Genomic DNA, 26227 nt, shown 5'->3' with positions numbered 1-26227 from the left:
CTTTGCGAGTAGAGACTTGACGAGTAGAGACTTGACGAGTTCGGTGCGGCGGCTGGTCGTGATCCTGCTGCTCGCCTTCGCCGGGGTGGGCGTCGCTCTCCCGGCGCGAGCGCACAACGTGCTGGTCGGCAGCGACCCCAAGGACGGCGCGACGCTGAGCGCCGCGCCCGGGCGAATCACGCTCGTGTTCGACCAGGCGGTACGCCAGGGATACGCGCAGGTGGGCGTGACCGGGGCCGACGGCACGGCGTGGGCCGACGGGACGGCCGAGGTCGCCGCTGAGAAGGTGTCGATCAAGGTCAAGCCGCTGCGGACGGCCGGGGCCTACGTGGTGGGCTACCGGATCCTGTCGGCCGACGGGCATCCGGTCACCGGCAAGATCAGTTTTACTCTCGCGGCGGGCGCCACGGCCGTACAGGAGGGCGCCGGGACGCAGGACGCCGTCAAGGGCGGCACCGGGGACGCCGGGGCCGAGGCCGCCGAGGCGGCGGCGAACGGCGGGGCGGGGATGGCCGTGGTCTGGATCGTGGGGGCGCTGCTGGTGCTGGCCGCCGGCACGGCCGTGTCCCTGCGCCGCGCCCGCACCCCGGCCCCAGCCGACAGCGAGAAGGCGGTCAGCTCGACGCCCGAGGGCGAGACGCGTGACGGCGAGAGGGCGGGCGCGTGACGATCACCGCGCCCCCTGGGCAGCGCATCGGCGGGCGGTGGGTGGTCGGGGCGTTCGCGGTGTGCGCGATCGTCGCCGCCGTGGCGGCCAGCACGTTCACCGCCCAGGAGGCGGTGCCGGGCATCCCGATGCCGGGGCCGGTCGTGGCGTACGGGCTGCCGATCGTACGGGTGCTGCTCGATCTGGCGGCCGTGGCCGTGGTGGGGCTGAGCCTGGTGCCCAAGCTGCTCGGCTTCGACGCGCCGGAGCTGACCGAGCCGGTCCTGCGCAGGACGCGGCCGCTCACCGTCACCGCCGCGTGGGCGTGGGCGGTCTGCGCGCTGCTGACGATCGTGTTCCAGACGGCCGAGCTGAACCCGGGCGGCCTGCCCACGGTCGGCATGATCGCCGCCTACGTCGACGGCGTCGGCACCGGGCAGGGCCTGCTGTTCAGCGCCGCGTGCGCGCTGGTGGCGGCGGGCATCGGGCTAATGGCCGTGCGGTTCGGCGAGAAGGTGCCCGCCGAGCTGCGGATCATCGTGGCGCTGTTCGGCCTGCTGCCGATTCCGGTGACCGGTCACGCGGTCAACTCCGTCTGGCACGACCCCATCATGATCGCGATGGAGACGCACGTGATGGGCGCGGCGGCGTGGGCGGGCGGCCTGGTGGCGGTGGCGGTGTTCGTCGCGCCGCGGCCGTCGCTGCTGGCCGCCGCGCTGCCGCGCTTCTCCAGGATGGCGACCGTCTGCCTGCTGCTGGTCGGCCTGTCCGGGCTGATCACCGGGCTCGGCACGATGGCGCTGACGCCCGGCGTGGAGCTGCCGGGCGCCATCGTGACCAGCCACTACGGGGTGCTCGTGGTGGTGAAGCTGACGCTCACCGCGTTGCTGGTGCCGCTGGCCGGGCACATCAGGTTCCGGCTGCTGCCGTTGATCCGCCGGGCCGAGCCCACGGCCGTGGTCGGCTGGGTGGCCGCCGAGGTCGCCCTGATGGGGATGGCCTACGGCGTGGCGGTCGCGATCACCCGGGCCTCGATCGGCTGACGCCGCGTCGCGAGCCACTCGCAGACCAGCCAGGCGATCATCAGCCCCGCCCCGGCCCAGACGGCCGACGACGGGACCAGGGGAGGCGCGCCGAGCAGGCCGGTCTGCTCCTTCAGCGCGCCGTACACCGCTCCCATGATCGAGCTCTGCGCGGTGAGCGCGCCGTAGACGGCGGCCGTCGCCACGGCCGCCCCGATCACCGCGCGCACCGGCGCCAGACCCCGCATGGGCAGACGTACGGCGAACGCGAGATCCACGCAGATACCGGCGATCACCAGGAAGTACGGCAGCGCGGACGGCGGGAAATTGGTCAACGTCAGCAACGGCCAGGCCACCGTCCTGAAGGCCAGGTAGGAGCCGGCCACCAGCGTCGCCGCCCCGAACCTGCCGATCATCATCCGGGCCACGACCAGCACGGTCACGCCGACGACCACCGCGTACACCGGATAGAGGAAGTCCGGCACGGGAAGGGTGAAGTTGGTCATCATCACCCGGTCGACCGGACGGCCCATCTGGTCGGCGGCGAACCGCAGCAGGATGGGCTCGGCGTAGATGGCGTGGTTGTCCCAGGCGCCGATCGACAGGATGCCGTATTCCTGGTGCTGCTCAGGGAAGTGCACGTTCTCCAGGAAGAACGCGAAGAACGCGCCCAGCATGACCGTGCGCTCCCTGCCGGGCGGCGCACCCATGAACCAGCCGCGGATCACCCCGGCGATCATGAAGAACGAGCCCCCGTACAGCATAAGATGGGACGGGCTCCACGAGGTGATGTCCAGGCCGTTGACCCGGTGGTTGATCAGGTCCAGCGGCACCGCGACGAGAAATATGCCGGTGCCCCACTGGATCAGCCGGAGCGCCGCCTTGTCCACGCCGAAGCCGGTGTAGCCGTGGATCACGGTCAGCGCGAGGGCCAGGGCCGTGCCGACGGAGTTGAGCAGGTGAGGCGGCGCCAGGTCGTCGCGCAGCCACTTGAAGTGCCAGGAGACGTCCCAGGTCGCGCCGAGCACCTTGAACGTGAACGCCACCAGCCAGCCGTAGTAGAGAACCCTGAACAGGTCGGGCGGCGTCTCGCGCCCCGCCTGCCCGCGGGTCCAGTGCGGCAGGGCCCACTCGGCGGCGGTCTTGATGATTGCGGGAGGCTTCACGGCGGAAATCTTACGATGCCTTCTTCCGGAGCAATACGTGCATGTCCCTCGTGCTGTTGTTCTGCCGTCGAAGGCATCGAGACCGGCGCTCATGGTCAGGCGGAGGTCGACGGCTTTCCTCGGTGACTCAGCCGTACGGGCAGGTGTTTGAGTCCGTTCTGGAAGTTGGACGTGAGGCGGACGGGCGCCCCCGCGAGCTCGACGTCCCAGGCGAGCAGCTCGGCGAAGACCGCCCGGAACTGCACGCGCGCCAGGTGGGCGCCGAGGCAGAAGTGCGGGCCGAAGCCGAAGCTGACGTGGTCGTTCGGGGTGCGGGCGATGTCGAACCGGTCGGGGTCGGTGAAGACGGACGGGTCGCGGTTGGCGGAGGCGTGGTAGACGACGACCTTCTCGCCCGCGCGGATGCTCCGGCCGCCGAGTGTGAGGTCGCGGGTGGCCGTACGGCGGAAGTCCATGACCGGCGGCCAGAACCGCAGCATCTCCTCCACCGCCGAGCCGAGCAGGGCGGGGTCGGCGCGCAGCCGGGCCAGCTGGGCGGGGTGGTCGAGGAGGGTGAGCAGGCCGCCGGGGATGCCGTTGCGCAGCGTCTCGTTGCCGGCGACGGCGAACAGGAAGAACATGTTCTCGAACTCCGCCTCGGTCAGGCCGCCGTCCCTCATGGCCGACATGACCGACTCGCCGTGGGTGGTCTTGGCCAGCGCGTGGGCGTACGCGAACATGTCCGCCAATGCCGCCCGGGAGCGGGGGTTCACCCCTGGCCCGAGCCGCGGACGGGAGGCGGTGGCGAGGCGGCCGATCGGGCTGAGCGACTCGGCGTCGGCCGTGGACAGCCCCGCGTAGTCGGCGTCCTGGTAGCCGATCACCCGGGACGCCCAGTCGTACAGCAGCCGCCTGTCCTCGTCCGGCACGCCCATGACGTGCGCGAGCGTCCAGACGGGCAGGTCGGCGGCGACCTCCACGAAGTCGCAGCCGCCCGCGGCGAAGAGCGACGCGGCCCGCTCGGCGATCGTCCGCTCCAGCGCCCGCACCGCGCGCGGCGTGAACGCGGCCGCCACGATCCTGCGCAGCCGGGAGTGGTCCGGCGGGTCCGTGTTCAGCATCATCGCCTGCACGAAGGCCAGGTCGGCGGGGGTGTCGGGGTCACGGATCTGCGTGGCGCCCAGGTGCGAGGAGAAGTCGTCGGCCGCGCGCAGCACGTGCTTGACGTCGGCGTGCCGGAACACGCCCCAGTATCCGGGCCCCTCGCGCCACGGGCCGACCGCCGGTTCGGGAATCCGGCAGACGGGGGCTTCCCGCCGCAACCGGTCGTAGAGGTCGTACGGGACGGCGTGCGCGTACGTGGCGGGCAGGAAGACCTCACTCACTGGCGGCTTTTCCACAGGCGGCGTCCGTGGCAGGAAGTTATCCACAGGCTCTCGCCGCGTCTCCTCGCTCATGCCTGCCAGCCTGCATGATGGGCGGGTGACTCCAGAAGACGGTGAGGCCATTCTGCGCGACTACTTCGCGCCTTGGATCCAGCAGCTCGGGCTGCGCGTGCGGGAGCTGGGTGACCGCCACGCGGTGGTGTGCCTGCCCTGGTCCGACGCGCTGGCCAGAGAGGGCGGCGGGCTGTGTGGCCAGGCCATGATGGCCGCCGCCGACACGGCCACGGTCATCGCGATCTCCTCGGCCAGGGGCGGGTTCGTGCCGATGACGACGGTGCAGCAGTCGACGACGTTCCAGCGGCCGGTGACGGGCAAGGACGTACTCATCGACGTACGCATCTCCAAACTCGGCCGGACGCTGGCCTTCTCCGACGTGACGCTGACGGCCGACGGGGCGGCCGAGCCGGCCGCGCGGGCGTCCACGGTCTACGCGATCTTGGGCTGATCCGCTGTCTCAGGGGTTTCTCAGGTGTGGAAAGTAGGCTCAACCACATGAAACGTGTGGCCGCGCTGGTCGCGGTACTCGCCCTCGCGGGGGTGGTGACGTGGCTGGTGTGGCCGTCCGCCCCCGAGGCGAAGGGCCTCGACCAGCGCATCTCCGTCGTCGACGGGCCGGCCGATGACCAGCGGGTCGAGCTCGACGCGACGTTCTTCCCGGCCGCGGGTGGCGGGAAGGCTCCGGTCGTGCTGCTCGCGCACGGGTTCGGCGGCAGCAAGCAGAGCGTGCGCCAGCAGGCTCAGCGACTGGCGCAGGACGGCTACGCGGTGCTGAGCTGGTCGGCTCGCGGCTTCGGCCGTTCGACCGGCGAGATCGCGCTCAACTCCGCCGACTACGAGGTCAAGGACGTCAAGCAGCTCATCGACTGGCTGGCCAAGCGGCCCGAGGTCCGGCTCGACGCACCCGGCGACCCGCGTGTGGGCATCGCGGGCGGCTCGTACGGCGGAGCCATCGCGCTGATGACGGCCGCCTATGACAGCCGCGTGGACGCGATCGTGCCGCAGATCACCTGGGCCGACCTGGCCGACTCGCTGTTCCCCGACGGCGGCGGCCAGGGTCCGGCCAACGGCGTGTTCAAGCGCATGTGGGCGGGCTACTTCTTCGGCCGCGGCGCCCCGGTCCAGGGCGGCGGCGCGACTCAGGGGCTCGGCGCGGCTCAGGGGCTGGGCGCGCTCAGTCAGCAGAGCGTGCCGCTGACGGCCGAGCAGGCCAGGTGCGGCAGGTTCCTGCCCGCGGTCTGCGAGATGTACCAGCAGGTCGCCAAGACCGGGCGGGCCACGCCGGAGGCCATCGAGCTGCTGCGCAAGTCCAGTCCGGTGACGGTGGCCGGCCGCATCAAGGCGCCGACGCTGCTCATCCAGGGGCAGCGCGACTCGCTGTTCCCGCTCGGCCAGGCCGACGCCAACGCCAAGGCTATCGCCGCCGCGGGCACGCCGGTGAGCCTGGCCTGGTTCGACGGCGGCCACGACGGCGGCAACGGCGAGGCCGACTGGCTCTACGACCAGACGGCCGGCTGGTTCGGCCACTACCTCAAGGGTGACGGCTCACCGGTCCCGGAGCGGTTCACCGTGACCCGTGACGGCGGCCGCGACCCCGGCACCCGCCAGCGCATCAGGCTCCACCCCGAGTCCGCCGCCTACCCCGGCCTCGGCGGCACCGCCACCACCGCGGTCACGCTCAAGGGCCCCGAGCAGAACATCGCCAACCCGCCCGGCGGCTCACCCGCCTCCATCTCCACAGTGCCCGGCACCGGCGGCCTGCTCGGCGGGAGCGGCGGCGCGACCAACCTCAGCGTCGGGCTCGACATGCCCGGCCAGGTGGCCGTCTTCGAGTCGGCGCCGCTCACCGCCCCGCTCCAGCTCACCGGCAGCCCTTCGGTCAAGCTGAAGGTCTACGGCAAGGGCCAGGTGACGCTGTTCGCCAAGGTCTATGACGTGGCCGACACCGTACAGCCGCCCAACCTGCCCGCCGGGCTGGTCTCGCCGCTGCGCGTGACGGTTCCGGAGGGCGCCGACAGCGTGGAGACCACGGTCACGCTGCCCGCCGTCGACTACCGCTTCGCGGTGGGACACCGGCTGCGGCTGGCGGTGACGACGACCGACATGGGTTACGCGACACCCGCCGAACCGGCCTCCTACCGGGTCGGCCTGGCGGCGCCCGCCCTCGCCGTACCGACGGTGTCCGCGCTGGCCGCACCCACGACCGGGGTGGCGTGGTGGGTGTGGGCGATGCCGCTCGCCGCCATCGCGCTGGCCGCGCTCATCATGGCCACCGGCCGGACCCCGTCCCGCCGCCGGATCCTCGCTGCACGCGACCGCCGCCGGACCGCCACCGTCCAGAAGGACGGCAGCCCGTCCGACGTGCACGGCGAGGACGACGGCCATGCCATCGCCGTCCGGGGCAACGGTCGATCCGGTGTCTTCGTGAAGGACGCCGATCCGTCCGGCGCGGGACGTGTACCCGGTGGAGCGGAACCCGTGCCCGATGGAACGGGACCCGTGCCTGGCGAAGAGGTGCCGTTGGAGATCAGGGGGCTCACCAAGGCGTACCGCAATGGTGAGCTGGCCGTGGACGACCTGTCGTTCCGGGTCGAGCGCGGTCAGGTGCTGGGCCTGCTCGGCCCCAACGGCGCGGGCAAAACGACCACGATGCGCATGATGATGGGCCTCATCCAGCCCGACGCCGGTGAGGTCCGCATCTTCGGCGACCGGGTGACACCCGGCGCGCCCGTACTGTCCAGGCTCGGGTCGTTCGTCGAGGGGCCCGGGTTCCTGCCGCACCTGTCCGGCCGCGACAACATCGAGCTCTACTGGGCCGCCACCGGCCGCCCCGCCGCCGACGCCCGGTTCGACGAAGCTCTGGAGATCGCGGATCTGGGCAAGGCGCTGGAGCGGGCCGTACGCACCTACTCGCAGGGCATGCGGCAACGGCTGGCGATCGCCCAGGCCATGCTCGGCCTGCCCGACCTGCTCGTCCTCGACGAACCCACCAACGGCCTCGACCCGCCCCAGATCAGGGAGATGCGCGAGGTGCTCAAGCGCTATGCCCGCGACGGCCGTACGGTGATCGTCTCCAGCCACCTCCTGGCGGAGGTCGAGCAGACGTGCAGCCATGTGGTGGTCATGCACAGAGGCCGTCTGGTGTCGGCGGGTCCGGTGTCAGTGCTGCTCAGCGCCGCCACCTCCACCAACGGACATGGGCCGCGCCTCGAAGACGTGTTCCTCGACCTCATCGGAGAGAAGTCGTGACCCACGGCTCCACAAACGGCTCCACAAACGGGACCGCGACCTTGACCGGCTCAGGGACCGCGACAGGCTCCGCGCCAGGTTCCGCGACCGGGTCCACCGCCCGGTCGGCGACCGGCTACGCGCCCCGCCGGACGTTGCCGTTGCGGGTCGAGATCGTCAGGCAGTTCAAGCGGCGGCGCACGCTCGTCATGTTCGGGCTGCTGCTCGCGCTGCCGTGGATCCTGGTGATCGCCTTCCAGTTCGGCCCGCAGCCCAGCGGGCAGCAACAGTCGGCGCTGCGCATCTCGGACCTGGCGACGGCCGGCGGTCTCAACTTCGCGGCGTTCGCCCTGTCGGTGTCGGCCAACTTCCTGCTGGTCGTGGCCGTCGCCCTGTTCTGTGGCGACACCGTGGCGAGCGAGGCCAGCTGGTCGTCGCTGCGATACCTGCTGGCCGCGCCGGTGCCGCGTGACCGGCTGCTGCGGCAGAAGATCATCGTGGCGCTCGGCTACTCGGCGGCGGCGGTGATCTGCCTGCCCCTGATGGCACTGCTCGCCGGCACACTGGCGTTCGGCTGGCACGACATTCAGGTGCCCGGCACGGGTGAGACGATCCCGGCGCTCGACGTGCTGCCGCGCTTCGGCATCGTGATCGGCTACGCCCTGGTGAGCCAGTTGGTGGTGGCGGCGCTGGCGTTCCTCATCTCCACGATGACCGACTCACCACTCGGCGCGGTGGGCGGGGCGGTGGGCCTGTGGATCATCAGCACCATCCTGCAGGCCGTGGAGGCGCTGGGGTCGCTGCGGGAGTTTCTACCGACCTTCTGGAACACGGCCTGGCTGGACGCCATCGCACCGGAGCTCGACTGGAGCGGCATGGCCAAGGGCGCGTCGGTGTCGGTGACGTACGCGGCCATCCTGATCGCGGTGGCCTTCCGCCGCTTCCGCCGCAAGGACGTGGTCAGCTGAGACGCCCGCCGCTGCAGGAAGATCCGCCACCGCCGCCGGGGCCGCCCGCCTTCGGTGGCGCAGGCCCCTCAGCGGCACGGTGGCGGACGTCTGCGCCGGCCGGTGACGTACTTCTGGCGGAGTAGCAAGGCGGCCTGCCGCGGGACGGTCTCCGTACCTGGCCTGCCTGCCTTACCAGCGCCCAAGGCGCGCCTCACGGACGGTCACCCCCAGTGAGGTGGCTTGTCGTCCAGGTAGAAGGAGTCCGGGTCGGTGTCCTGGGAGTCGCGCCAGTCGCCCCAGCCGAGGTCCGTATCGTCGCCCGTCTGCTCCGGGAGGAATTCACTCACGGTATACATGCTACTCAGAGGGACAAACCCATTCCCGGCCCGCGCGGCTTATCCCGTGCGGCGAAGGGCCCCAAGGGTACGATGCCAAAGCAGGTGTCGCCTATCCCCCGTGAGGTCGCCCATGGCCACCCCGACCGGCTGGCGGCGAGAAGGCAATCTGCCGTCGGAGCTGACCAGCTTCGTGGGGCGGACGCGCTTGCTCGCCAACCTCAAGCGACATCTCGCCGAGTCGCGGCTGGTGACGGTCACGGGCATCGGCGGTGTCGGTAAGTCCCGCACGGTGCTCCGGCTGGCGCACCAGATCCGCTCCCAGTACGAGGACGGCGTCTGGTTCGCCGACCTGGCCCGGTTGCAGGACGCCGGGATGGTCAAGCACACCATCGCGTCGGCGCTGGGCATCGCCGACCAGTCGTCGCGGACCGAGTCCGAGTCGCTGTCGGAGTGGGTCGGCGAGCGCGACATGCTGCTCATCATCGACACCTGTGAACATTTGGTGCAGGGCTGCGCCGAGCTGGTCGAGGAGCTGCTGGAGCGCGCTCCTAACCTGAAGGTGCTGGCCACCAGCCGCCAGTCGCTGCACCTGCCCTACGAGCACGTGGTGCCCGTGCCGCCGCTGCAGGTTCCGGGCGACGACCCGACCGAGAGCCTGTTCACCAATGAGTCGGTGCAGCTGTTCGGGGCTCGGGCCGGCGCGGTCATGCCTGACTTCGTGCTCGACGAGCAGAGCATCGGGGCGGTGGCCGAGCTGTGCCGCCGGCTCGACGGCATTCCGCTGGCGATCGAGCTGGCGGCCGTACGCCTGCGGGCGCTGTCGGTCGATCAGATCCTGGGGTTGCTGGCCGACCGGTTCAGCCTGCTGGCGGGAGCCAGTCGTACGGCACTACCGCGCCATCAGACGCTGCGCGCGGCGATCGGATGGAGCCACGAGTTGTGCGAACCGGCGGAGAGACTGCTGTGGGCGCGGCTGTCGGTGTTCGCGGGCGATTTCGAGCTCGACGCGGCCAGGTTCGTGTGCTCCGACGACCGGCTGCCGTCCGAGGACATCACCGACCTGGTCACCGGGCTGGTGGAGAAGTCGATCCTGCTGATCAGGAGCAATCACGCCGGGGTCCGCTACAAGCTCATCGACACGCTGGCGGAGTACGGCGAGGAGTGGCTGGACAAGCTCGGCCAGACCGAGCAGATGCGGCACCGGCATCTGGAGTACTACCTGAGCCTGGCGCAGCGCAGCGAGGACGCCTGGTCGGGGCCGAGGCAGATCTACTGGTTCGTCCGCATGCGCCAGGAGCACGACAACGTGCGGGTGGCCCTTGAGCACGCGCTGCGGTCGCCCGGGGAATCCATTCTGGCGCTGACCCTGCTGTCGTCGCTGTGGTTCATGTGGGTCTGCTGCGGATTCGTACGCGAAGGCCGGCTCTACCTGGAACGCGCTCTGCAGGCCAACCCGGGAGTGAGCAAGCAGCGGTGCAAGGCTCTCTGGGTGCTGTCCTACGTACGCAGCGGCCAGGGCGACAGCGCCGGCGCGCTGGCGGCGGCCGAGCAGTGCAGCACCGAGGCGGTCAGGGTCGGCGACTCCAAGGCGGTCATCCTCGCCTCCAAGATGCAGGGGACGGCGGCCCTGCTGCAGGGCGACCTGCAGAAGGCCAGCGCGCTGCTGGGTGTGGCGATCGAGTTCAACACCGACAACAAGGAGCTCAACCCGGGCCTGCTACCGGCCATCGTGGAGCTGTCGCTGGTGCTGTCCGCGCAAGGTGAGCTGTATGAGGCCGAGTCCCTGCTGCAGGACTGCCTGCAGGTGTGCCGCGAACGCGGCGAGCTGTGGCTGAGCTCGTACGCGCAGTGGTCGCTGTCCATCACCCGGCTGGCGACGGGCCGGGCCGAGGACGCGCTGCAGAGTGCGCGTGAGGGACTGCGGATCAAGCGCCACTTCCACGACACGCTCGGCACGCTGCTGGTGCTGGAGACCACGGCCCGGATCTTCGCCGTCATGGACCAGGCGCCGCTCGCCGCGCGACTGCTCGGCGCGCTCCATCAGAACTGGAAGACGGCCGGCCTGCCCATGCTCGGTGCGCCGTTCCTCACCAGCGACCACGAGCAGTGCGTCAAGGAGTGCCAGAAGGTGATGGGCGACGACTCCTACAAGAACGCCTTCGATGAGGGCACGCGGCTCGACCTCGATGAGGCGTCCGCGCTCGCGCTCGGCGAGCTGGACGCCCCAGGAGATCTCGACTAGACGGCCTGCGGCCAGCACGTGCCGATCGGCCAGGCGTGGACGTAGCGGGCGCTGCCGAGCGAGAACGCGATGTGCCCGCGCACCCAGTGTTCGAGGCCGCGTACATACTTGTGCACCGGTAACGAGGCCCAGTGGTCGAGCGCCGCGCGCCGGTCGAGGAAGGCGGCGATGGCTTCGTTGTGCATGTTCGCCACTTCTTGCAGCGCCTCTTGCAGCGTGAGGGTCTTGTGCGTGGCCAGCACCGTGACGAGGTTGTGCCGGGCCTTGTCGTTGCCGCGCTCCTTGGCGTACGACAGCAGGTCATTGTCCCAGCCGATGAGGTCGCAGGCGAGGTCGGAGAGCGCGCGCACGTCCGGATGGTGCCATTCCTCCGCTTCCAGCCGGTAACCGCCGCACGCGTCGATGAGCGCGAGGCAGGTGTACGTGGCCCCGGTGATGCGGCGCATGAGCACGTAGTCCTCGGGTGTGGGGATCAGGTCGACCTCGCGGTTGGCCGCCTCCCAGATCTGGGCGAAGAGGTACTCCTTTACCGTGATGCGCCATCTGTCCACTTGAGCGGGCGTGGCGGTGTCCGAGATTCGGTGGAGCAGCTCGCTCAGGGCGAGCCCGAACGGGTCGGTGGCATCCGGCTCCTTGCGGCCGTCGAGGATCTCGAGGAGCGGCGGAAGGGCGCGGGCCAGCGCAGAGGCCCGGTGTCCCATCAGCTCGCCCTCGCAGAACGCGTCGTCGAACGCGAAGAGCCAGTTGTACCAGTCGTTGATCAGCCTGAGACTGTCCCGCGGCACGGTGGGGTTGGTACGTGCGGCGAGCAGGCCGATCTTTGAGCGCCGGAAGTGCTCGATCGTGTCGGCTCCGGCGAGCATGTGCGAGGCGGCCAGCCATGCGTGGCTTTCCGAGTCGATCTCTGTGGCGTGCACGTTGATCTCGTTCGGGAACGGGCATGGCAATGGAGGGATGCGAAGCGGTCGCCTACTGAAGGAGTGCGCAGAAGTAACCACCTTCCCAGCATGACGATGGACTGTTCGAAAGGCCACACTCGATAACTTCCCGGACATTTCGCCATATTTCACGCTATGTGCTGATTTGCCGGAACCATTCAAGGAACTGGTCGTTCGCGAACATCCGCGCCGTGTCCACCGCCGAGGGGGCTCCGGCCGCCGGATCCGCGCCCGCGTCGAGCAACGCTCTGACCACGGCAGACTCCTTCTTGAACACGGCACCCGCCAGAGGTGTCTGGCCACGGTCGTTCGCTCTTCCCGGGTCGGCGCCCAGCTCGGCGAGCATCCGGACGGTCGCGGCGTGACCGTGATAAGCCGCAAGCATCAGCAAAGTGTCACCTTTGCTATTGGTGAGATTTGCCGGAACCCCGGCGTCCACGTAGGCGCGCAACGTCTCCGTGTCGCCCGCCCTGGCCAGGTCGAACATCCGTGTCGCGAACTCTTCGAGCTCCGGATCCTCGTCCATGTCCACCATTCTCCCTCGATAGGGTGCCTTGCACGGAATCGTTGCGGCTCGTCGTAGGTTCTGGAGAGAGTACCTAGGGAAAGGCTGTCCAACCGTGTTCGACCCGACGGATCTCTACAAGCTCGCAGAAGATGCGCCCGAGCTGGCCGATCCCGTGCTCTTGTACCACTTCGACGGCTTCGTCGACGCCGGTGGTGCCGGGCGCCTCGCGCTGGGCCACCTGCTGGCTGAGCTGGAGCACCGGACCGTGGCGACGTTCGATGTGGATCGCCTCCTCGACTATCGCTCGCGGCGGCCCATCATGACCTTCGACACCGACAGATGGGTCGAGTGCGAGAGCCCCGAGCTGGCCGTCTACGCCGCGAAGGACGCCACCGGCACCCCCTTCCTGGTGATGAGCGGACCCGAGCCGGACCGTGAGTGGGAGCTGTTCACCCGGGCGGTCGGCGCCCTGATCGACCAGCTGAAGATCAGCAAGATTGTCACGCTGCACGGCATCCCGATGGCGGTCCCGCACACCCGGCCACTCGGCATCACCATGCACGCCAGCCGTCCCGAGCTGATCAACGCCCAGACCAGCTCCTTCGGCCGGGTACAGGTGCCGGCCAGCGTGGCCGCCCTGATCGAGTTCCGGCTCGGCTCCCAGGGGCACGACGCGCTGGGGTACGCGGTCCACGTGCCGCACTACTTGTCGCAGGCCGAATACCCGCACGCCGCGGTCGCCGCCCTGGAGGCGGTCACCCGGGGCACCGGCCTGCTCTTCCCGCTGGACGCGCTGCGCGAGGCGGCCCAGCGCACCACGACCGAGATCGAGGAGCAGATCCAGGCCTCGACCGAGCTGTCGACGGCCATCAGCGGTCTTGAGCAGCAGTACGACGCGTTCGCGGGCGGCACCGACCGCGAGAACCTGATCGCCGAGGCCACCCCGATGCCCACGGGCGACGAACTCGCCGCCCAGTTCGAACGCTTCCTGGCCGAACGCGACGACGAGTAGTAGCGGCGGCGGCAGCCCACGGGGCGCTCCCGCCGCACGCCAGGCTGAAGACGGGAGCGACCCCCCAACCGCACGCTGGACCGACGACGGCGACCAACCTCCGCCACACGCCGGACCCACCACGTGTGAGACCCCACCGCACGCCGGACCCACCACGCGAGAGAGTCCACCGCACGCCTGTCCGCGCATGGCGAGAGACCCCCGCCGCACGCCTGACCGCGCATGGCGGGAGATCCCCCCGCGCCGGGAGAGGGCGGTGGGGCTCGCGTTACGCTGGGCCGATGAGCGAGATCGAGGTCGGTCTGGTCGGGTACGGCACGGCGGGCGCGTACTTCCACGCGCCCCTGATCCATGCCACGCCCGGCCTGCGGCTGTCCGCCGTCGTCACCGGAAACCCGGCGCGAGCCGACGAGGTGGCCGCCCGTTACGGCGCGGTCCCCGTGCCCGAATTGGCCGGGCTGTGGAACCGCTGCGACCTCGTGGTCGTCGCCTCACCGAACAAGACCCACGTGTCGGTGGCCACCGAAGCGCTCACCCGCGGCAAGCCGGTCGTGGTCGACAAACCTCTCGCCCGTACCGCCGAGGAGGCCCGCGAGCTCGTACGGCTGGCGGCCGAGCGCGACCTGATGCTGACCGTCTTCCAGAACCGGCGCTGGGACGGCGACTTCCGCACCCTGAGTCGGCTCACCGCAGAGGGCCGCTTCGGTGAGGTCCTGCGCCTGGAGTCCCGGTTCGAGCGCTGGCGGCCGGTACCTAAGGGCGGCTGGCGTGAGGCCGGCGGCCCCGAGGAGGTCGGCGGCCTGCTCTACGACCTGGGCAGCCACCTGGTGGACCAGGCGCTGCAACTGCTCGGCCCGGTGCGCGACGTCTACGCGGAGAGTGACATCCGGCGCGAGGGGGTGGCGGCCGACGACGACACGTTCATCGCGCTGTCCCACGTCAGTGGCGCCCGGTCACACCTGTGGGCGGGTGCGCTGGCCGCTCAGGGCGGGCCGCGGTTCCGGGTGCTCGGGTCGCGGGGGGCGTACGTCAAGTACGGGATGGACGTGCAGGAGGAACGGCTGCGCGCCGGGATCTCGCCCGACTCGCCGGGGTTCGGCGAGGAGAGCGAGACGATGTGGGGGCTTGTCGGGACAGAAGACGACAAAACTGCGGTCCGCACTGAGGCTGGGGCGTATCTCGACTTCTACCGCGGCGTCGAGTCCTGCCTGCGCGCGGGCACGCCGCCGCCGGTGAGCCCCGGCAGCGTGATCGACGTGCTGACCGTCATCGAGGCGGCCCGCCGGTCGGCGGCCGAGCGCGTTGTCGTGCGGCTGCAGCAGGGTGCGGCTGAAAGAACCTGATGCGTCGTCACACGACCGTCTCGGTCCCCGGTGACGGTCTGTGGTGGCTGAGGTCCTTTTGGAGGGATACCCCCTCCGGGGGAGCGAAAGAAACCAGCCCGTAGTGGCTGAGGTCCCAGGAAGGGAACCCCCTCCGGAGGGGCGGACGACAACGGTCCGTGGTGGCTGGGGTCCTTGGAGGGACACCCCCTCCGGGGGGAGCGGGAGCAGACGGCTCATCGCGGCAGGCGTTCCCAAGGAAGGACGGCCGGAGGGCCTACTCGCGTAGGCGGGCCCGCATCATCTCCGTGTCGGCCTCCGTCCACCCGTGTGACTCCAGCCACGCCGCCGGCCCGCCGAACCGTTCGTCCAGCACCGACAGGAACTGCTCCATGTACCGCGCCCGCGGCATGTGGTCGTCTGCGGGCCGTGAGTCGAGGTCGTCGCGGTACGTGGCGCTGCCCCGCAGCCGCCGCAGCACCTGCTCCAGCCGCTCCCCGGTGGCCACGTAGTCGGCGATGATCCCCTCCCGGGTGACGCCCGTCACCTCCAGGGCCAACGCCGACAGCACCCCGGTGCGGTCCTTGCCGGCCGCGCAGTGCACCACGGCCGCGCCGTCGTTCAGCGCCATCGCCCGCAGCGCGGCAACCACCGCGTCGGGCCGGTCCCGCAGGTAGCCGTAGTAGAAACCGGTCATCCGCAGGTCCTCGTCCAGCTGACGCTCCTGCCAGGGCAGCACCCGGTCGCCGTCGATGGTGTCGGCCTCGACGTCGGTGTGCCTGCCTCCCTCGGCGAACAGGGTCAGATGGTGATGCGTCACCTCGGGCATCCGGGTCAGCGGGCCGGGGCCCTCCAGCGCGACCTCGGCGTTGGAGCGGAGGTCCACGACGTGGCGCAGTTTGAGCTCGCCGACCAGCCGGGACACGTCCTTGTCGGTGAGCCCTTGGAGATTGTCCGCCCGAAAAATCCGTCCGTAGCGGGTGACGCCGCCGTCATGGGTGGTGAGTCCACCCAGGTCGCGCACGTTGACGGCGCCTTCCAGATCGATCCATCGCGTCATCTCGTTCATTGATTAGACCCTATATGTCGCTTAAAAATGAGCGGATTCGAGGTTCATAACGCAGCATGAACGGTATGGATCCGCGTGCTCTGCCCCCGAGGCTGGTGATCGACCCATCCCTGCCTCCGGACATCTCCATCCAGCTGCGATCCAGCCCGCACCTTCTCCGCATGGCCAGAACCGGCCGGCAGATGGGCTCCTCTTTCAATCCCGTCCTGCTCCTCGTCCTTCCGGCGCTCCTGATGATGATCTGGGCCGTGACCGACACGAGCGGCGCGATCGTGGCCGCGCTCGGGATGAGCCTGATCGCGCTGCTGCGGTGGATGGCTGTGGACTCGACGAACCGGGCGGCCAAGAAACGTCTCCGGCTCGCCTCCGAGTACGCCGCCCACTACGTCCTACCCGAAGATCTCGACTATCCCTGCCAGATGCTGCTTCGCCGCGCCCAGGACGCCGTGGACGCGATCCTGAACTCCCAGGTGAACAGGGCAGGGCTGATCGACACCATCGACAATCGGGTGACGTTGCCGGAGGAGGTGTGGCAGATCGCCCAGCGGCTGGCCAAGCTGTCGTCCATGCACGCCGAGCACGGCCGGCTCATCCCTCGCGACCTGCCCACCGGCATGGAGGACGCCTTCAAGCCGTACACCACCGCGCTGGACGCGGCCTGGACGTCGCTGTCGCGGCGGGTGCGCCACCTGGAGAAGTACGCCAAGCAGGTGGTCAAGGCGGACAAGGTCTTCCACGCGCACCGGCGGCTGGAGGCGCTGGCCGCGCGGACGCCGGACTACCAGCAGCTGATCGCCGAGACCGTCCACGACGAGCAGGCCCGTACGCACATCAGGGAGCTGTCCGACCAGGCCGCGCATGTGCGCAAGCTGTTCGAGGAGAGCATCTTCCAGGCCCGGCAGGCCGCCGGTGAGCTGATCAGAGCTCCGCTCCCCTGATCAGGACTCCACCTTCCTCAGCAGCTCCAGCGTCCTGCGCATGCCGGCCTCGTTGCCGAGGCTGCGGTAGATGTCCCTGGCCTGGGTCAGGGGCTCGACGGCCGCGCGCGGCCCGCCCGAGTCGAGGTGCGCCTCGCCGAGGTAGCGCAGGCTGAGCGCCATCCACCACCGGTCGTCGAGCTCCTCGAAGGCATGTACGGCCCGGCGTAGCTCACGCTCCGACTCCTCGATCCGGCCCAGCCTGGCCAGCGCCCGCCCGGCCGAAAGCGCCGTGCGCGCCACTCCCCAGGAGTCGCCGAGGGCCACCAGGATCTCCTCCGCCCGCCGGACGAAGTCGAGCTCGCGAAGCCCGTTGGACGGGTCGCCGACCTCGCCGGCGGCGCGCAGGCAACGGGCCTCCTCCCACAGCTCGCCCCGCTGGCGGAACATCTCGGCGGCGCGGTCGAGGCTGAAGCCGGCCTTGGTGAAGCCCTCCAGAGCCGCCCGGTGCTCGCCTTCGCGGTGCCGGCCGCGGGCCTGCGCGGCGAGCACCTCGCCGTAGGCACGGAGCGTCTGGGCCTCGGAGTAGCGGTTGCCCGCGTGCTTGAACACCTCAAGGGCGTCTTCGAGCAGTTCCCTGGCCTCCTCGGGCCGTCGTTCGGCCAGCCGCATCTCGGCGAGGTTGCGCTGGGTGCGGGCCATCCACCAGACGTCCTCTTCGCCCTTGAAGGAGGTGATGGCCCCGATCAGGTAGGACTGCGCGCGGTCGAGATGGCCGTCGTTGAACAGGGCCATGCCGATCGCCCGCATCGCCCGGGCCGCCCACCACGTCTCGCCCAGGTCGGTGAAGATCTCCAGCGCCTGCTCGGCGCCCGCCCGGCCCTGCTCGTGCCCGCCGAGACCGCCCTGCACGGCCGCGCGGTCGAGCAGCGCGATGCCCAGGGCGCGCCGGTCGCCGGTGCGCCGCGCGGCCTCGCAGCCCGCCTCGGCCACGGCGTGCCAGTCGGTCCAGTAGGCGCGCAGCGAGTGGCACAGCGAGCAGAACGCCCTGGCCAACCCCGAGGTCAGCTCCCACAGCTCCAAGCTCCTGGCCAGGTTGATCATGGCGAGCAACGAGAGCCGCTCGGCGTTGAGCCAGTCGCCCGCGTGCGTCTGCCCCTCGATGCCGGAGCGGCGCCCGCCGCGGCTCCAGTCCTGCGGCCAGCGTTCCTGGGCCGCCTCCTCCGCGCGGCGGCGGTAGCCGTACAGCACCCGCTCGATCGCGGCCCGGCGCCGGCCCTGATCGTCATCCTCGGCCAGCTCGGTGGCGAACAGCCGGACCAGGTCGTGCAGGCGGTAGCGCATGGCGCCGGTCTGGTCGACGCCCGAGCTCTCGGCGAGCTGCGCGTCGATCAGCGCCTCCAGCTGGTCGGCGCCGTCGAGCCCGGAGATGTCGAGCAGCTCGCCGGCCACCCAGCCGGGCACGTCGGGCGAGGTGAGCGCGGACAGCAGACGCAGCAGGCGGCGCTGCATGCCGGTGCAGTCGTCGTAGCTGAGCTGCACGGAGGCGCGCACGCTCTTGTCGACGGTCTGCGCGAGTTCGAGCTGGTCGAGACGGCGGCGCTCGTCGGCCAGCCGGTCGGCCATCTCGCGCAGCGTCCAGTGCTCGCGGGTGGCCAGCCGGCCGCCGCAGATGTTGATCGCCAGCGGCAGGTAGTCGCAGATCCGGACGATCTCCTTGGCCGAGGCGAGGTCGTCGACCACCCGGTCGCCGCCGGCCAGCCTGGCCAGCAGCTCCACGCCGTGGGCCTCGCTGAAGACGCCCAGCTGGGTGTCGTAGGTGCCGTTGAGGAACAGCGGCTGGCGCGAGCTGACCAGCACGGCGCAGCCCGGCTCGGCCGGGATCAGCGGCTTGACCTGGTCGGCGCCGTGCGCGTTGTCGAGGCCGATGAGGATCCTGCGGTCCTTGGTCCAGGTCAGCCAGAGCTTGCGCAGCTCGTCGAGGCCGCCGGGATCGGTGGTCAGCCGGACGCCCAGCGCGCGCAGGAACCCGATCAGCACCTCCTCCGGGCGTACCGGGGCGTCGACGCCGCCCCGCAGGTCGGCGTAGAGGCGCCCGTCGGGGAACGCGCCGGCGACCTCCTGCCCGAACCTGGCCGTCAGCGCCGACTTGCCGACGCCGCCCCGGCCGTACACGGAGACGACCAGCGGCGGCGAGACATCGCCGGCCTTGGACTTGCGCCGCTCGCCGAAGACCGTCCGCAGCTCGGCGAGCGACTCGACGCGCCCGGTGAAGTGCTCGGGCACGGGCGGCCACTGGTCCGGGGGACGCGAGGACGGCTCGGCCGCTGCCTCGCGCTTGGGCCGCGCCTCGGTCGTGGCCCAAGTGGTCAGGCCGACGAGGAGCGCCGCCGTCATCGTCACGCCCACCTTGGCCATGGGCGGGATGTCCCACTCGACGGAGGCGGCCAGGATGCTGGCCGCCGCGGCCGCGAGGCCCGCCGAGATCGGCGCGGCCAGTGGCATCTTCCTACGCCCCGAACGCCGCTTCTCCGGCAGCTGCCCTGTCAAGGACCACCTCCGGGGGTGATTCAAGCGGATGGGGTACGGCCCGCGCCAGCCGTACCCCGTCCTTAAGCTAGAGGCCGATCACCGGACAGGTGGCCGTCACCGTCTTGGCCGGGTCGCTCTCCGACGTCGCGGTGAGCTTGACCTTGGCGAGCCGGTCACCACCCGAGGCGCGCACGGCGTTGACCGTGACCGCCTCCTGCTTGCCGAAGTCGACGGCGGCCAGGGCGTTGGGCAGCTGGGCGGTCCAGCCCTTGCCCTGCACCTCGGCCTTGAGCCGGTAGACGTCGGAGTTGAGGTAGGCGCTGACGTCCTCGGGGTGCTGCCCCTGCGCCGGGGCCGCCTTACCGGTGTTGAACAGCGGGAACTTGCAGGTCGTCACGCCCTTGCCGGCCGGGATCCCGGCCGCGGGCAGCAGCTTGACGCCGCGCTTCTGCGGGCCCGCGCCGTCGAGGGAGCGGATCGCGACCGTGTACGACAGCGTGCCCTTGCGGTCGCGCTTCAGGTCGGTCACGTAGAAGTGCAGGCGGTTGGCCTGGTCGACGTACTCGTACTGGCTGCCGGAGCCGGTGCCCGCGTGGAAGAGGGCGTCCGACAGCTGGCGGTAGTCGCCGATCGTGATCGGCACCTTGGTCCCGTCGGGCATGACGTAGTCGGTCATCCCGATGTCCTGCGGGTTGGCGTCGATCACCCACTCGAACGGCGAGCGGTCCTGGTTCTTGGTCTTGGCCATGAGCACGCCGGAGTCGGGGGTGAAGGAGTCGGTGCCGACCCGGTCGACGACCTCGACCGTGTAGTTCTCGTAGCCGCCGCCGTCGCAGAGCGGGTTGGTCTGCGTGCTGCAGGCCGGGCTCTTGTCACCGGTGTCGAAGGAGATGTTGACGCCCGACAGCTCGTTCTGGCCCGGCTGCACCTCGCGGGCGATGACCCTGGCCTTGACCAGGCCCGACTCGTCGAGTGCCTCACGGGACAGGCGCAGCACGTTCTGCTCGTCGACCATCGCCAGCTTGATCTTGTTGCGCAGCATGTGCTGGGCGCCCATGGACGCGCCGGAGGTCGGCGGGATCAGCCAGCGGGAGTGCGGGCCGCCGGGGCCGTTGAAGCTGCCCCGGCTGAGCATCTCCCAGATGCCTGTGTAGGCGCGGCGGGGCGGGACGCCGTACGGGTTGTTGTAGTTGTCCAGTACGCCGAGGATGTGGCTGAACTCGTGGGCGTAGACGGCCATGCCGGAGCTCTCGGCCTGGACGGAGTCGACGCCGATGTTGGCGTTGGGCCAGAAGTTGGAGCCGGCCTGCCAGGAGGTCCAGTCGACGTAGCGGGTCTGGGCCCAGTTCGGCAGGGCGGGGTCGGGCGGACCCCACTCGTCGGTCACGTCCTCCTTGGTGGGAAATTTCATCATCCCGAACTCCTGCCAGGTGGACGACTCGTCCTGGCCGGCGCTCACGTAGAAGATGAAGTCGAACTGCTTGGCCGCCTCTTCGCCGATCGCGCCGACGAACGCGGCGTGACCGTCGGTACGCAGGTTCTTGTCGCACGAGTCGCCCGCCGGGCAGGCGGTGCCGCCCTGGAACTCCATGGCGTACTCGTGATCCTTGCCCGGCATGGTGTACGGCCCGAAGCCGGTCAGCTCGACCCCGTAACGCCCACCGGAGTCCTCCATCCAGTACTCGTGGATGGTGTGACCCTTGTTGAGGTCGTTCGGGGTGTTGAGGAAGTCCTGGTAGAACTTCGCCACCTGGTCACGCGGGATGTCGTGGGCCTCGGCGCTCGGGTTGCGGTAGATCGTCGAGTTCTTGGGCTGGGTGACCACGAACGGCTGGTTCGGGTAGTCCAGGAGCACCAGCGCGCCCTTGAAGGTGCGCTTGGAGCCTTTGACGGCCGGGTCGTTCCAGCGGGTGCCCGGCACCTTCTTGTAGTCCGCCCACGTCATGTGGTCGGGGTTCTCCCAGTTCTGCGGGTCGATCGGCTCGATGCCGCCCACCGAGCGGCTGCGCAGCGACTGGGCGTCCGAAGGCGCGTCCTGTTGCCAGGGCTGGGTCTGCGGCCAGTGGTTCTGCCGCCAGGGGTACTCGGGATCGTCTGTGGGGGGTGCTGCGGAAGCCGGGGTCGCCACAAGGCTCATCGGAATCAGCACGAGGGCCGCCAGCAGACCTTTCAGCAGCTTCTTGGGGGCAATCACGGATCGACGTTATAGACGAAGTTGACGGAGATCACCGATCAGTTGTAGGGAAGACTTGTGGCGTGTCCTCCGACAAATGACGAAATATCCAGGTGACGTGGTGGCGGATCTCCAGCGGACCGTGGACGAGCTGGCCGCTCGCCTTGACAGACCGCTGTTGCTGGAGGACCGCGTGCAACGCGTCGTCGCCTACAGCGAGCAGAACGGCGCGATGGACGACGTCCGCCGCGACTCGATCCTGCGCAGGCACTCCACGCCCGAGGTACGCCAGTGGGTACGCTCCGCCGGGATCCACGAAGCCACCGGGCCGTTACGCATCCCGGGCGCGCCGCACCTGGGCCTGCTCCCCCGGGTCTGCGTTCCGGTACGGCACGAGGCCGGGCTGCTGGGCTTCCTCTGGTTCATCGACTCTGGCCCGGCCATGTCCGGCGCGCGGATCGCCGAGGCCGCCGCGGCGGCGCCCGCCCTGGCCCTGACGCTCTACCACGAGAGCCTGGCCACGGGGCTGGCCTCGCACCGGGAGTTGGAGGCGGTCACCGGCCTGCTGCTCGGCGAGCGGGACTCGGCCCGGCAGCTGATCGAGGCCGGCGCCTTCCCGCAGGCCCAGCCGGTGACCGTACTGGTGGCCAGGCCGCTGTCGGACGAGCCGGACGAGGCGCTGCGGCTCGCGCTGGAGCAGGGCCTGCTCGCGCTGCGGCGGCGGCTGAGCGGGCACCACCCGCTGCACCTGGTCCGCTACGACCACGCCGTGCTGCTGACCGCGGGCGGCGCGATGGCGGCCGACGAACTGCACGCGGCGATGTCGATCCCGGTGGTGGTCGGGATCGGGCGGGCCAGGCCGGCACTCGCCGAGGCCGCCGAGTCGTACACGGAGGCGCGGCACGCGGCCGAGGTGGCCGCCCGGGTGCCCGATCTCGGGCGATCGGTGGAGTGGGCCCGGCTCGGCGTCTACCGGATGCTCACTCATCTTCCGCACCACGAGCTGCATCCGGGGCTGGCGGAGCTGCTCGCCGACGATCAGTACCTGCCGCTGCTGGAGACGCTGGAGACGTACCTGGATCTGGCGGGCAGCGCGGTGGCCACGTCGCGGGCGCTGCGCCTGCACCGCACCTCCCTGTACTACCGGCTGCAGCGGCTGGAGGAGCTGGCCCGCACCGACCTGAAGGACGGCGGCGAGCGGCTGGCCCTGCATCTCAGCCTCAAGCTCGCCCGGCTCTCCGGCAGCTACCGGCCCAGGGAAGCTCGGCCCGGCACGTGATTGCATGCCTGGCCCAGCTCACGTTTAATGCCCAGGAAGGAAAGTCCAGCAGGTAAAGACCAGAAGGTCTAAGCCCAGCGGGTAAATCCAGCAGGTCATCCGACGGGAGGTCCTCTTGCCGTCCGCGAAGCGTGCCGCATCTGGCCGAGCGCCGAAACTCGGCAGGCGCACGCCCGCGCCCATCGTCCTCCACTCCGCCCCGCTGGTGCTACCGATCGGCGCCGACCCGCTGCGCGGCGCCGCGATCGCGGTCCGAGGCGAACGCGTCCTTCAGGTGGGGCTCCGGGAGGAACTGCTCGCCTACTTCCCCGTCACCCGGGAGCAACGCTGGCCGGGGATGATCGTGGCGGGGCTGGTGGACGCCTGCGCCACGGCGGCCGTGCCGCCGCCCGGGGTGACCGCGCGGGCCGGCGTCGCCGCCGACCCGGCCGAGCCGGCCCGGCTGCCCGGCGTCTCCTATGTCGAGGTGTCGTACGAGTCCGAGCAGGTCTGGGAGGAGACCGGGCGCGACGCGGTCATCACCGCGATCCGCGAGGTCGATCGGCCGCGTACGGTGGGCATCGCCGCGTACACGCCCGACCCGCAGGTGCTGGAGGACGTGGCGGTGCTGGCCAGGACCTTCGGCCTGCGACTGCTGGCAGACCTGGACCGCCACTCGCCCGCGGCACTCGACGAGGCGGGCATCCTGGGGCCGCACTGCCATGTGGTCTGCGACCGGCCGCTGGATCCCGGCGAGCGCAAGCTGCTGCGGCTGCGCAAGAGCGTGGTCGCCCTCTGCCCGTCGCCGCCCGACGACCTGCCGGCGCTCCTGGACGAGGGCAACCGCGTCGCCTTCGGCACCCGCGCCCCCGCCTCGCCCGGCCCGGTGGCCGATCTGCTCGCGCTGGCCAGGTCCATCAGGCAGTACGCCAAGGGGCGCGGGCAGCGGTCTCCGGGACTTGACCGCAGGCTGGTCGAGGCCGCCACGCTGGGTGGGGCGCGGGCGCTCGGCATGTCGAGCGGGGCGGGCCGGATCGGGGCGCTGGGGCCGGGCAGCCGGGCCGACTTCGCGGTGTTCGACGCCCGCGGCCGTTACCCGTACGCCGCCCTGCTGAGCGGGGCGCCCTGCCTCGCCACGGTCGTCGGCGGCGCGGTCATCGGTGGCGCAGTCGTCGGTGGCACGGTCGAAGGCGGCGCGGTCGTCGAGAGCTGAGTGGTGCCTAGCGTGGTTGGCCGTCGACCACCCCGAGCAGCTCCTTGAGCTGGCCGCGCTGGTCCTCGGACAGGACCGCGAACAGGTCCTGACCCGCCTGCCTGCGCGCCTCCCGCGACCGTTCGTGCGTCTCGCGGCCCGCCGGCGTGATCACAACCAGCGTGGAGCGCCGGTTGGCCGGGTCGACCTCCCTGCGCACCAGGCCCGCCTGCTCCAGGGTGTCGATGACCGGCGTGACCGAGCGCGGCACGATCCTCAGCTCGTCGGCGAGCTGCACCATCCTGAGCGGCCGGTCTGCGTCGGCGAGCGCGCGCAGCGCCCGCGCCTGCCCGGGGTTCACGCCGAGCGGCGCGAGGCGATGCGCGTAACCGTGCCGCAGGCGGCGGCTGACCCGGTGCAGGAGCTCCGAAAGCTCCACGTCCTCCATGCCGGATAGCTTAGCCGGAATAAGTATGAGTTAACCTCTGTTTGAGGGAGCATCTGATTAGGAGGCCTACTTGGCCGAGGAACCACGCGCGCCCTTGCGGCGCATCATCAAACTCTTCCGCGCCTACCGGGGCCGGCTGGCCGTGGTCGGCGCCCTCATCCTGCTGTCGTCACTGGTCTCGCTGGCCTCGCCGTTCCTGCTGCGCGAGGTGCTGGACGTGGCGATCCCCACCCGCGACGCCATGCTGCTCGCGCTGCTGGCCCTGGGCATGATCCTGGTCGCGGTGATAACCAGCGTGTTCGACGTCCTGCAGACGCTGGTGTCCACCACGGTCGGCCAGCGGGTCATGCACGACCTGCGCACCGCCGTCTACGGCCACCTGCAGCGCATGTCGCTGGCCTTCTTCACCCGCACCAAGACCGGTGAGGTCCAGTCGCGCATCGCCAACGACATCGGCGGCATGCAGTCGGTGGTCACCTCCACCGCCACCTCGCTCATCTCGAACCTGACCACCGTGATCGCCACGGTCGTGGCCATGCTGGCGCTCGACTGGCGGCTGACCGTGATCTCGCTCCTGCTGCTGCCGGTGTTCGTGGGGATCAGCCGCAAGGTCGGCGAGGAACGCCGCCGCATCACCACCGAGCGGCAGCGGAAGCTGGCCGTGATCTCGTCGATGGTGCAGGAGTCACTGTCGATCAGCGGCATCCTGCTCGGCCGTACGATGGGCCGCTCTCCCGCGCTGACCGAGCGCTTCGCCGACGCCTCCGACGAATTGGCCGAGCTGGGCGTGCGGTCCAGCATGGCGGGGCGCTGGCGGCAGTCGTCGATCCAGATCGTCATGGCCGCGATGCCCGCGCTGGTCTACTGGGCGGTCGGCTACACCGGCGTGGTCTCCGTCGGCACGCTGGTGGCGTTCACGACGTTGCAGGTCAGCCTGTTCAGGCCGGCGGTGTCGCTGCTGCGGCTCGGGGTCGAGGTGCAGAGCTCGCTCGCGCTGTTCGGCCGCATCTTCGAGTATCTGGACCTGTCCATCGACATCCACCCGGGCACGCGTACGCTGAGCGACGTCCGCGGCGAGGTCCGCTACGAGCGGGTCGACTTCTCCTACGACGAGGAGCCCACGCTCAGCGACGTGGACATCACCGTGCCGCCGGGCACCAGCCTGGCCGTCGTCGGCGAGACCGGCTCCGGCAAGACGACGCTCAGCTACCTGCTGCCCCGGCTCTACGACGTGACCGGCGGCCGGGTGACCATCGACGGGGTGGACGTCCGCGACCTCACCTTCGAGACGCTGGCCGAGACGGTCGGCGTGGTCTCCCAGGAGACGTACCTGTTCCACGCCACGATCGCCGAGAACCTGCGCTTCGCCCGGCCGTCGGCCACGGACGAGGAGCTGGCGGAGGCGGCCAGGGCGGCGCGCATCCACGACCACATCGCCTCGCTGCCCGACGGCTACGAGACGCTGGTGGGCGAGCGCGGCTACCGGTTCTCCGGGGGTGAGAAGCAGCGGCTGGCCATCGCCCGCACCCTGCTGCGCAACCCTCCGGTGCTCGTGCTCGACGAGGCGACCAGCGCCCTCGACACGCAGACGGAGCGGGCCGTACAGGAGGCGCTGGACACGCTCGCCGAGGGCCGTACCACGATCATGATCGCGCATCGCCTCTCCACGGTCCGCGACGCGGACCAGATCGTGGTCCTGGAGGGCGGCCGGGTCGTCGAGCGCGGCACGCACGACACGCTGATGTCGCTGGAGGGCCACTACGCGGCCCTGGTGGACCGGGACCGCCCGCTCGAACCGGTCTGACCTGCCCGTGAGCCGCCTCACATTTCGGTCAGGCCGGAATC

Annotated in this window: 21 protein-coding genes; 12 read left to right on the top strand and 9 right to left on the bottom strand. The window is 70.5% G+C overall.

What is annotated here, in order from left to right:
- Nucleotides 1-31: 31 nt before the first annotated feature.
- Nucleotides 32-667: a copper resistance CopC family protein gene (locus AB0B64_RS05940; protein ID WP_358175020.1), complete on the top strand. Its 636-nt coding sequence runs from the start codon at nucleotides 32-34 to the stop codon at nucleotides 665-667.
- Nucleotides 664-1689 (top strand): CopD family protein, encoded by a 1026-nt coding sequence (locus AB0B64_RS05935; protein WP_357940642.1) that lies wholly within the window; start codon nucleotides 664-666, stop codon nucleotides 1687-1689. Before AB0B64_RS05940 ends, AB0B64_RS05935 begins: the two co-directional genes overlap by 4 nt.
- Here AB0B64_RS05935 and AB0B64_RS05930 read toward each other — a convergent pair.
- Nucleotides 1647-2834, bottom strand: coding sequence for a hypothetical protein (locus tag AB0B64_RS05930; RefSeq protein ID WP_357940640.1), 1188 nt, complete (start codon nucleotides 2832-2834; stop codon nucleotides 1647-1649). The two genes, AB0B64_RS05935 and AB0B64_RS05930, sit on opposite strands and share 43 nt — an antisense overlap.
- Before the next feature lie 95 nt (nucleotides 2835-2929).
- The gene (locus AB0B64_RS05925; protein WP_357940638.1) at nucleotides 2930-4198 is read right to left on the bottom strand and encodes a cytochrome P450; all 1269 of its coding nucleotides are present in this window, start codon (nucleotides 4196-4198) and stop codon (nucleotides 2930-2932) included.
- A gap of 97 nt (nucleotides 4199-4295) precedes the next feature.
- On the opposite strand from AB0B64_RS05925, the gene AB0B64_RS05920 reads away from it, so the two are divergent.
- From AB0B64_RS05920 to AB0B64_RS05910, 3 genes are read left to right on the top strand one after another with little or no spacing between them, the layout of a single operon-like run.
- Nucleotides 4296-4703, top strand: a complete 408-nt coding sequence (locus tag AB0B64_RS05920) for a PaaI family thioesterase (protein ID WP_358175017.1) — start codon at nucleotides 4296-4298, stop codon at nucleotides 4701-4703.
- A 47-nt stretch (nucleotides 4704-4750) separates the two neighbouring features.
- On the top strand, nucleotides 4751-7504 hold the full coding sequence (locus AB0B64_RS05915) for a CocE/NonD family hydrolase (protein WP_358175014.1): 2754 nt from the start codon (nucleotides 4751-4753) through the stop codon (nucleotides 7502-7504).
- 41 nt (nucleotides 7505-7545) lie between these two features.
- Nucleotides 7546-8451 (top strand): ABC transporter permease subunit, encoded by a 906-nt coding sequence (locus tag AB0B64_RS05910; RefSeq protein ID WP_358175011.1) that lies wholly within the window; start codon nucleotides 7546-7548, stop codon nucleotides 8449-8451.
- A gap of 203 nt (nucleotides 8452-8654) precedes the next feature.
- On the opposite strand, the gene AB0B64_RS05905 is transcribed toward AB0B64_RS05910, so the two are convergent.
- Nucleotides 8655-8780, bottom strand: coding sequence for a hypothetical protein (locus AB0B64_RS05905; protein WP_284734980.1), 126 nt, complete (start codon nucleotides 8778-8780; stop codon nucleotides 8655-8657).
- A 109-nt stretch (nucleotides 8781-8889) separates the two neighbouring features.
- Between AB0B64_RS05905 and AB0B64_RS05900 the strand changes: the two genes are divergently transcribed.
- The gene (locus tag AB0B64_RS05900; RefSeq protein WP_358175008.1) at nucleotides 8890-11013 is read left to right on the top strand and encodes an ATPase; all 2124 of its coding nucleotides are present in this window, start codon (nucleotides 8890-8892) and stop codon (nucleotides 11011-11013) included.
- Here the strand turns inward: AB0B64_RS05900 and AB0B64_RS05895 are convergent.
- Both AB0B64_RS05895 and AB0B64_RS05890 read right to left on the bottom strand, forming a co-directional pair.
- Nucleotides 11010-11930 carry a hypothetical protein gene (locus AB0B64_RS05895; RefSeq protein ID WP_357940629.1) on the bottom strand — a complete coding sequence of 307 codons (921 nt, stop codon included), beginning with the start codon at nucleotides 11928-11930 and terminating at the stop codon, nucleotides 11010-11012. The two genes, AB0B64_RS05900 and AB0B64_RS05895, sit on opposite strands and share 4 nt — an antisense overlap.
- Before the next feature lie 154 nt (nucleotides 11931-12084).
- Nucleotides 12085-12486 (bottom strand): ankyrin repeat domain-containing protein, encoded by a 402-nt coding sequence (locus AB0B64_RS05890; RefSeq protein ID WP_357940627.1) that lies wholly within the window; start codon nucleotides 12484-12486, stop codon nucleotides 12085-12087.
- A gap of 85 nt (nucleotides 12487-12571) precedes the next feature.
- On the opposite strand from AB0B64_RS05890, the gene AB0B64_RS05885 reads away from it, so the two are divergent.
- Both AB0B64_RS05885 and AB0B64_RS05880 read left to right on the top strand, forming a co-directional pair.
- Nucleotides 12572-13471, top strand: a complete 900-nt coding sequence (locus AB0B64_RS05885) for a PAC2 family protein (RefSeq protein WP_357940625.1) — start codon at nucleotides 12572-12574, stop codon at nucleotides 13469-13471.
- A gap of 281 nt (nucleotides 13472-13752) precedes the next feature.
- Nucleotides 13753-14814: a Gfo/Idh/MocA family oxidoreductase gene (locus tag AB0B64_RS05880; protein WP_358175005.1), complete on the top strand. Its 1062-nt coding sequence runs from the start codon at nucleotides 13753-13755 to the stop codon at nucleotides 14812-14814.
- A 256-nt stretch (nucleotides 14815-15070) separates the two neighbouring features.
- On the opposite strand, the gene AB0B64_RS05875 is transcribed toward AB0B64_RS05880, so the two are convergent.
- Entirely contained in the window at nucleotides 15071-15862 is a 792-nt protein-coding gene (locus AB0B64_RS05875) for a tyrosine-protein phosphatase (protein WP_357940621.1), read from the bottom strand.
- A gap of 65 nt (nucleotides 15863-15927) precedes the next feature.
- Between AB0B64_RS05875 and AB0B64_RS05870 the strand changes: the two genes are divergently transcribed.
- Complete coding sequence (locus tag AB0B64_RS05870) at nucleotides 15928-16800, top strand: hypothetical protein (protein WP_357940619.1); 873 nt, start codon at nucleotides 15928-15930, stop codon at nucleotides 16798-16800.
- On the opposite strand, the gene AB0B64_RS05865 is transcribed toward AB0B64_RS05870, so the two are convergent.
- Together AB0B64_RS05865 and AB0B64_RS05860 are read right to left on the bottom strand one after the other, a co-directional pair.
- Nucleotides 16801-19329, bottom strand: coding sequence for a tetratricopeptide repeat protein (locus AB0B64_RS05865; protein WP_358175002.1), 2529 nt, complete (start codon nucleotides 19327-19329; stop codon nucleotides 16801-16803). It abuts the gene before it with no gap.
- A 67-nt stretch (nucleotides 19330-19396) separates the two neighbouring features.
- Nucleotides 19397-21505, bottom strand: coding sequence for a M6 family metalloprotease domain-containing protein (locus tag AB0B64_RS05860; RefSeq protein WP_358174999.1), 2109 nt, complete (start codon nucleotides 21503-21505; stop codon nucleotides 19397-19399).
- Nucleotides 21506-21581: 76 nt separating this feature from the next.
- Between AB0B64_RS05860 and AB0B64_RS05855 the strand changes: the two genes are divergently transcribed.
- Together AB0B64_RS05855 and AB0B64_RS05850 are read left to right on the top strand one after the other, a co-directional pair.
- Nucleotides 21582-22763 (top strand): helix-turn-helix domain-containing protein, encoded by a 1182-nt coding sequence (locus AB0B64_RS05855; protein ID WP_358174997.1) that lies wholly within the window; start codon nucleotides 21582-21584, stop codon nucleotides 22761-22763.
- A gap of 115 nt (nucleotides 22764-22878) precedes the next feature.
- On the top strand, nucleotides 22879-23955 hold the full coding sequence (locus AB0B64_RS05850; protein ID WP_358174994.1) for an amidohydrolase family protein: 1077 nt from the start codon (nucleotides 22879-22881) through the stop codon (nucleotides 23953-23955).
- Nucleotides 23956-23962: 7 nt separating this feature from the next.
- Here the strand turns inward: AB0B64_RS05850 and AB0B64_RS05845 are convergent, their stop codons facing one another.
- Nucleotides 23963-24382 (bottom strand): MarR family transcriptional regulator, encoded by a 420-nt coding sequence (locus AB0B64_RS05845; protein WP_358174991.1) that lies wholly within the window; start codon nucleotides 24380-24382, stop codon nucleotides 23963-23965.
- Nucleotides 24383-24452: 70 nt separating this feature from the next.
- Here AB0B64_RS05845 and AB0B64_RS05840 point away from each other — a divergent pair, with 70 nt between their 5' ends.
- Nucleotides 24453-26186, top strand: a complete 1734-nt coding sequence (locus tag AB0B64_RS05840; RefSeq protein ID WP_358174988.1) for an ABC transporter ATP-binding protein — start codon at nucleotides 24453-24455, stop codon at nucleotides 26184-26186.
- Nucleotides 26187-26227: the final 41 nt, after the last annotated feature.

Origin of the sequence: Nonomuraea sp. NPDC049129, from assembly GCF_040648495.1 — a bacterium.
Lineage (GTDB): Bacteria > Actinomycetota > Actinomycetes > Streptosporangiales > Streptosporangiaceae > Nonomuraea.
Note: the sequence above shows the minus strand (reverse complement) of the source record. Positions and strands in the feature narration are given on the sequence as shown.

Bases quoted from the DNA above. Each gene is read 5' to 3' on its own strand.
- AB0B64_RS05915 (WP_358175014.1), top strand. From the start codon at position 4,751: ATGAAACGTGTGGCCGCGCTGGTCGCGGTACTCGCCCTCGCGGGGGTG.
- AB0B64_RS05890 (WP_357940627.1), bottom strand. From the start codon at position 12,486: ATGGTGGACATGGACGAGGATCCGGAGCTCGAAGAGTTCGCGACACGG.
- AB0B64_RS05880 (WP_358175005.1), top strand. From the start codon at position 13,753: ATGAGCGAGATCGAGGTCGGTCTGGTCGGGTACGGCACGGCGGGCGCG.
- AB0B64_RS05875 (WP_357940621.1), bottom strand. From the start codon at position 15,862: ATGAACGAGATGACGCGATGGATCGATCTGGAAGGCGCCGTCAACGTG.
- AB0B64_RS05870 (WP_357940619.1), top strand. From the start codon at position 15,928: ATGGATCCGCGTGCTCTGCCCCCGAGGCTGGTGATCGACCCATCCCTG.
- AB0B64_RS05855 (WP_358174997.1), top strand. From the start codon at position 21,582: ATGACGAAATATCCAGGTGACGTGGTGGCGGATCTCCAGCGGACCGTG.
- AB0B64_RS05845 (WP_358174991.1), bottom strand. From the start codon at position 24,382: ATGGAGGACGTGGAGCTTTCGGAGCTCCTGCACCGGGTCAGCCGCCGC.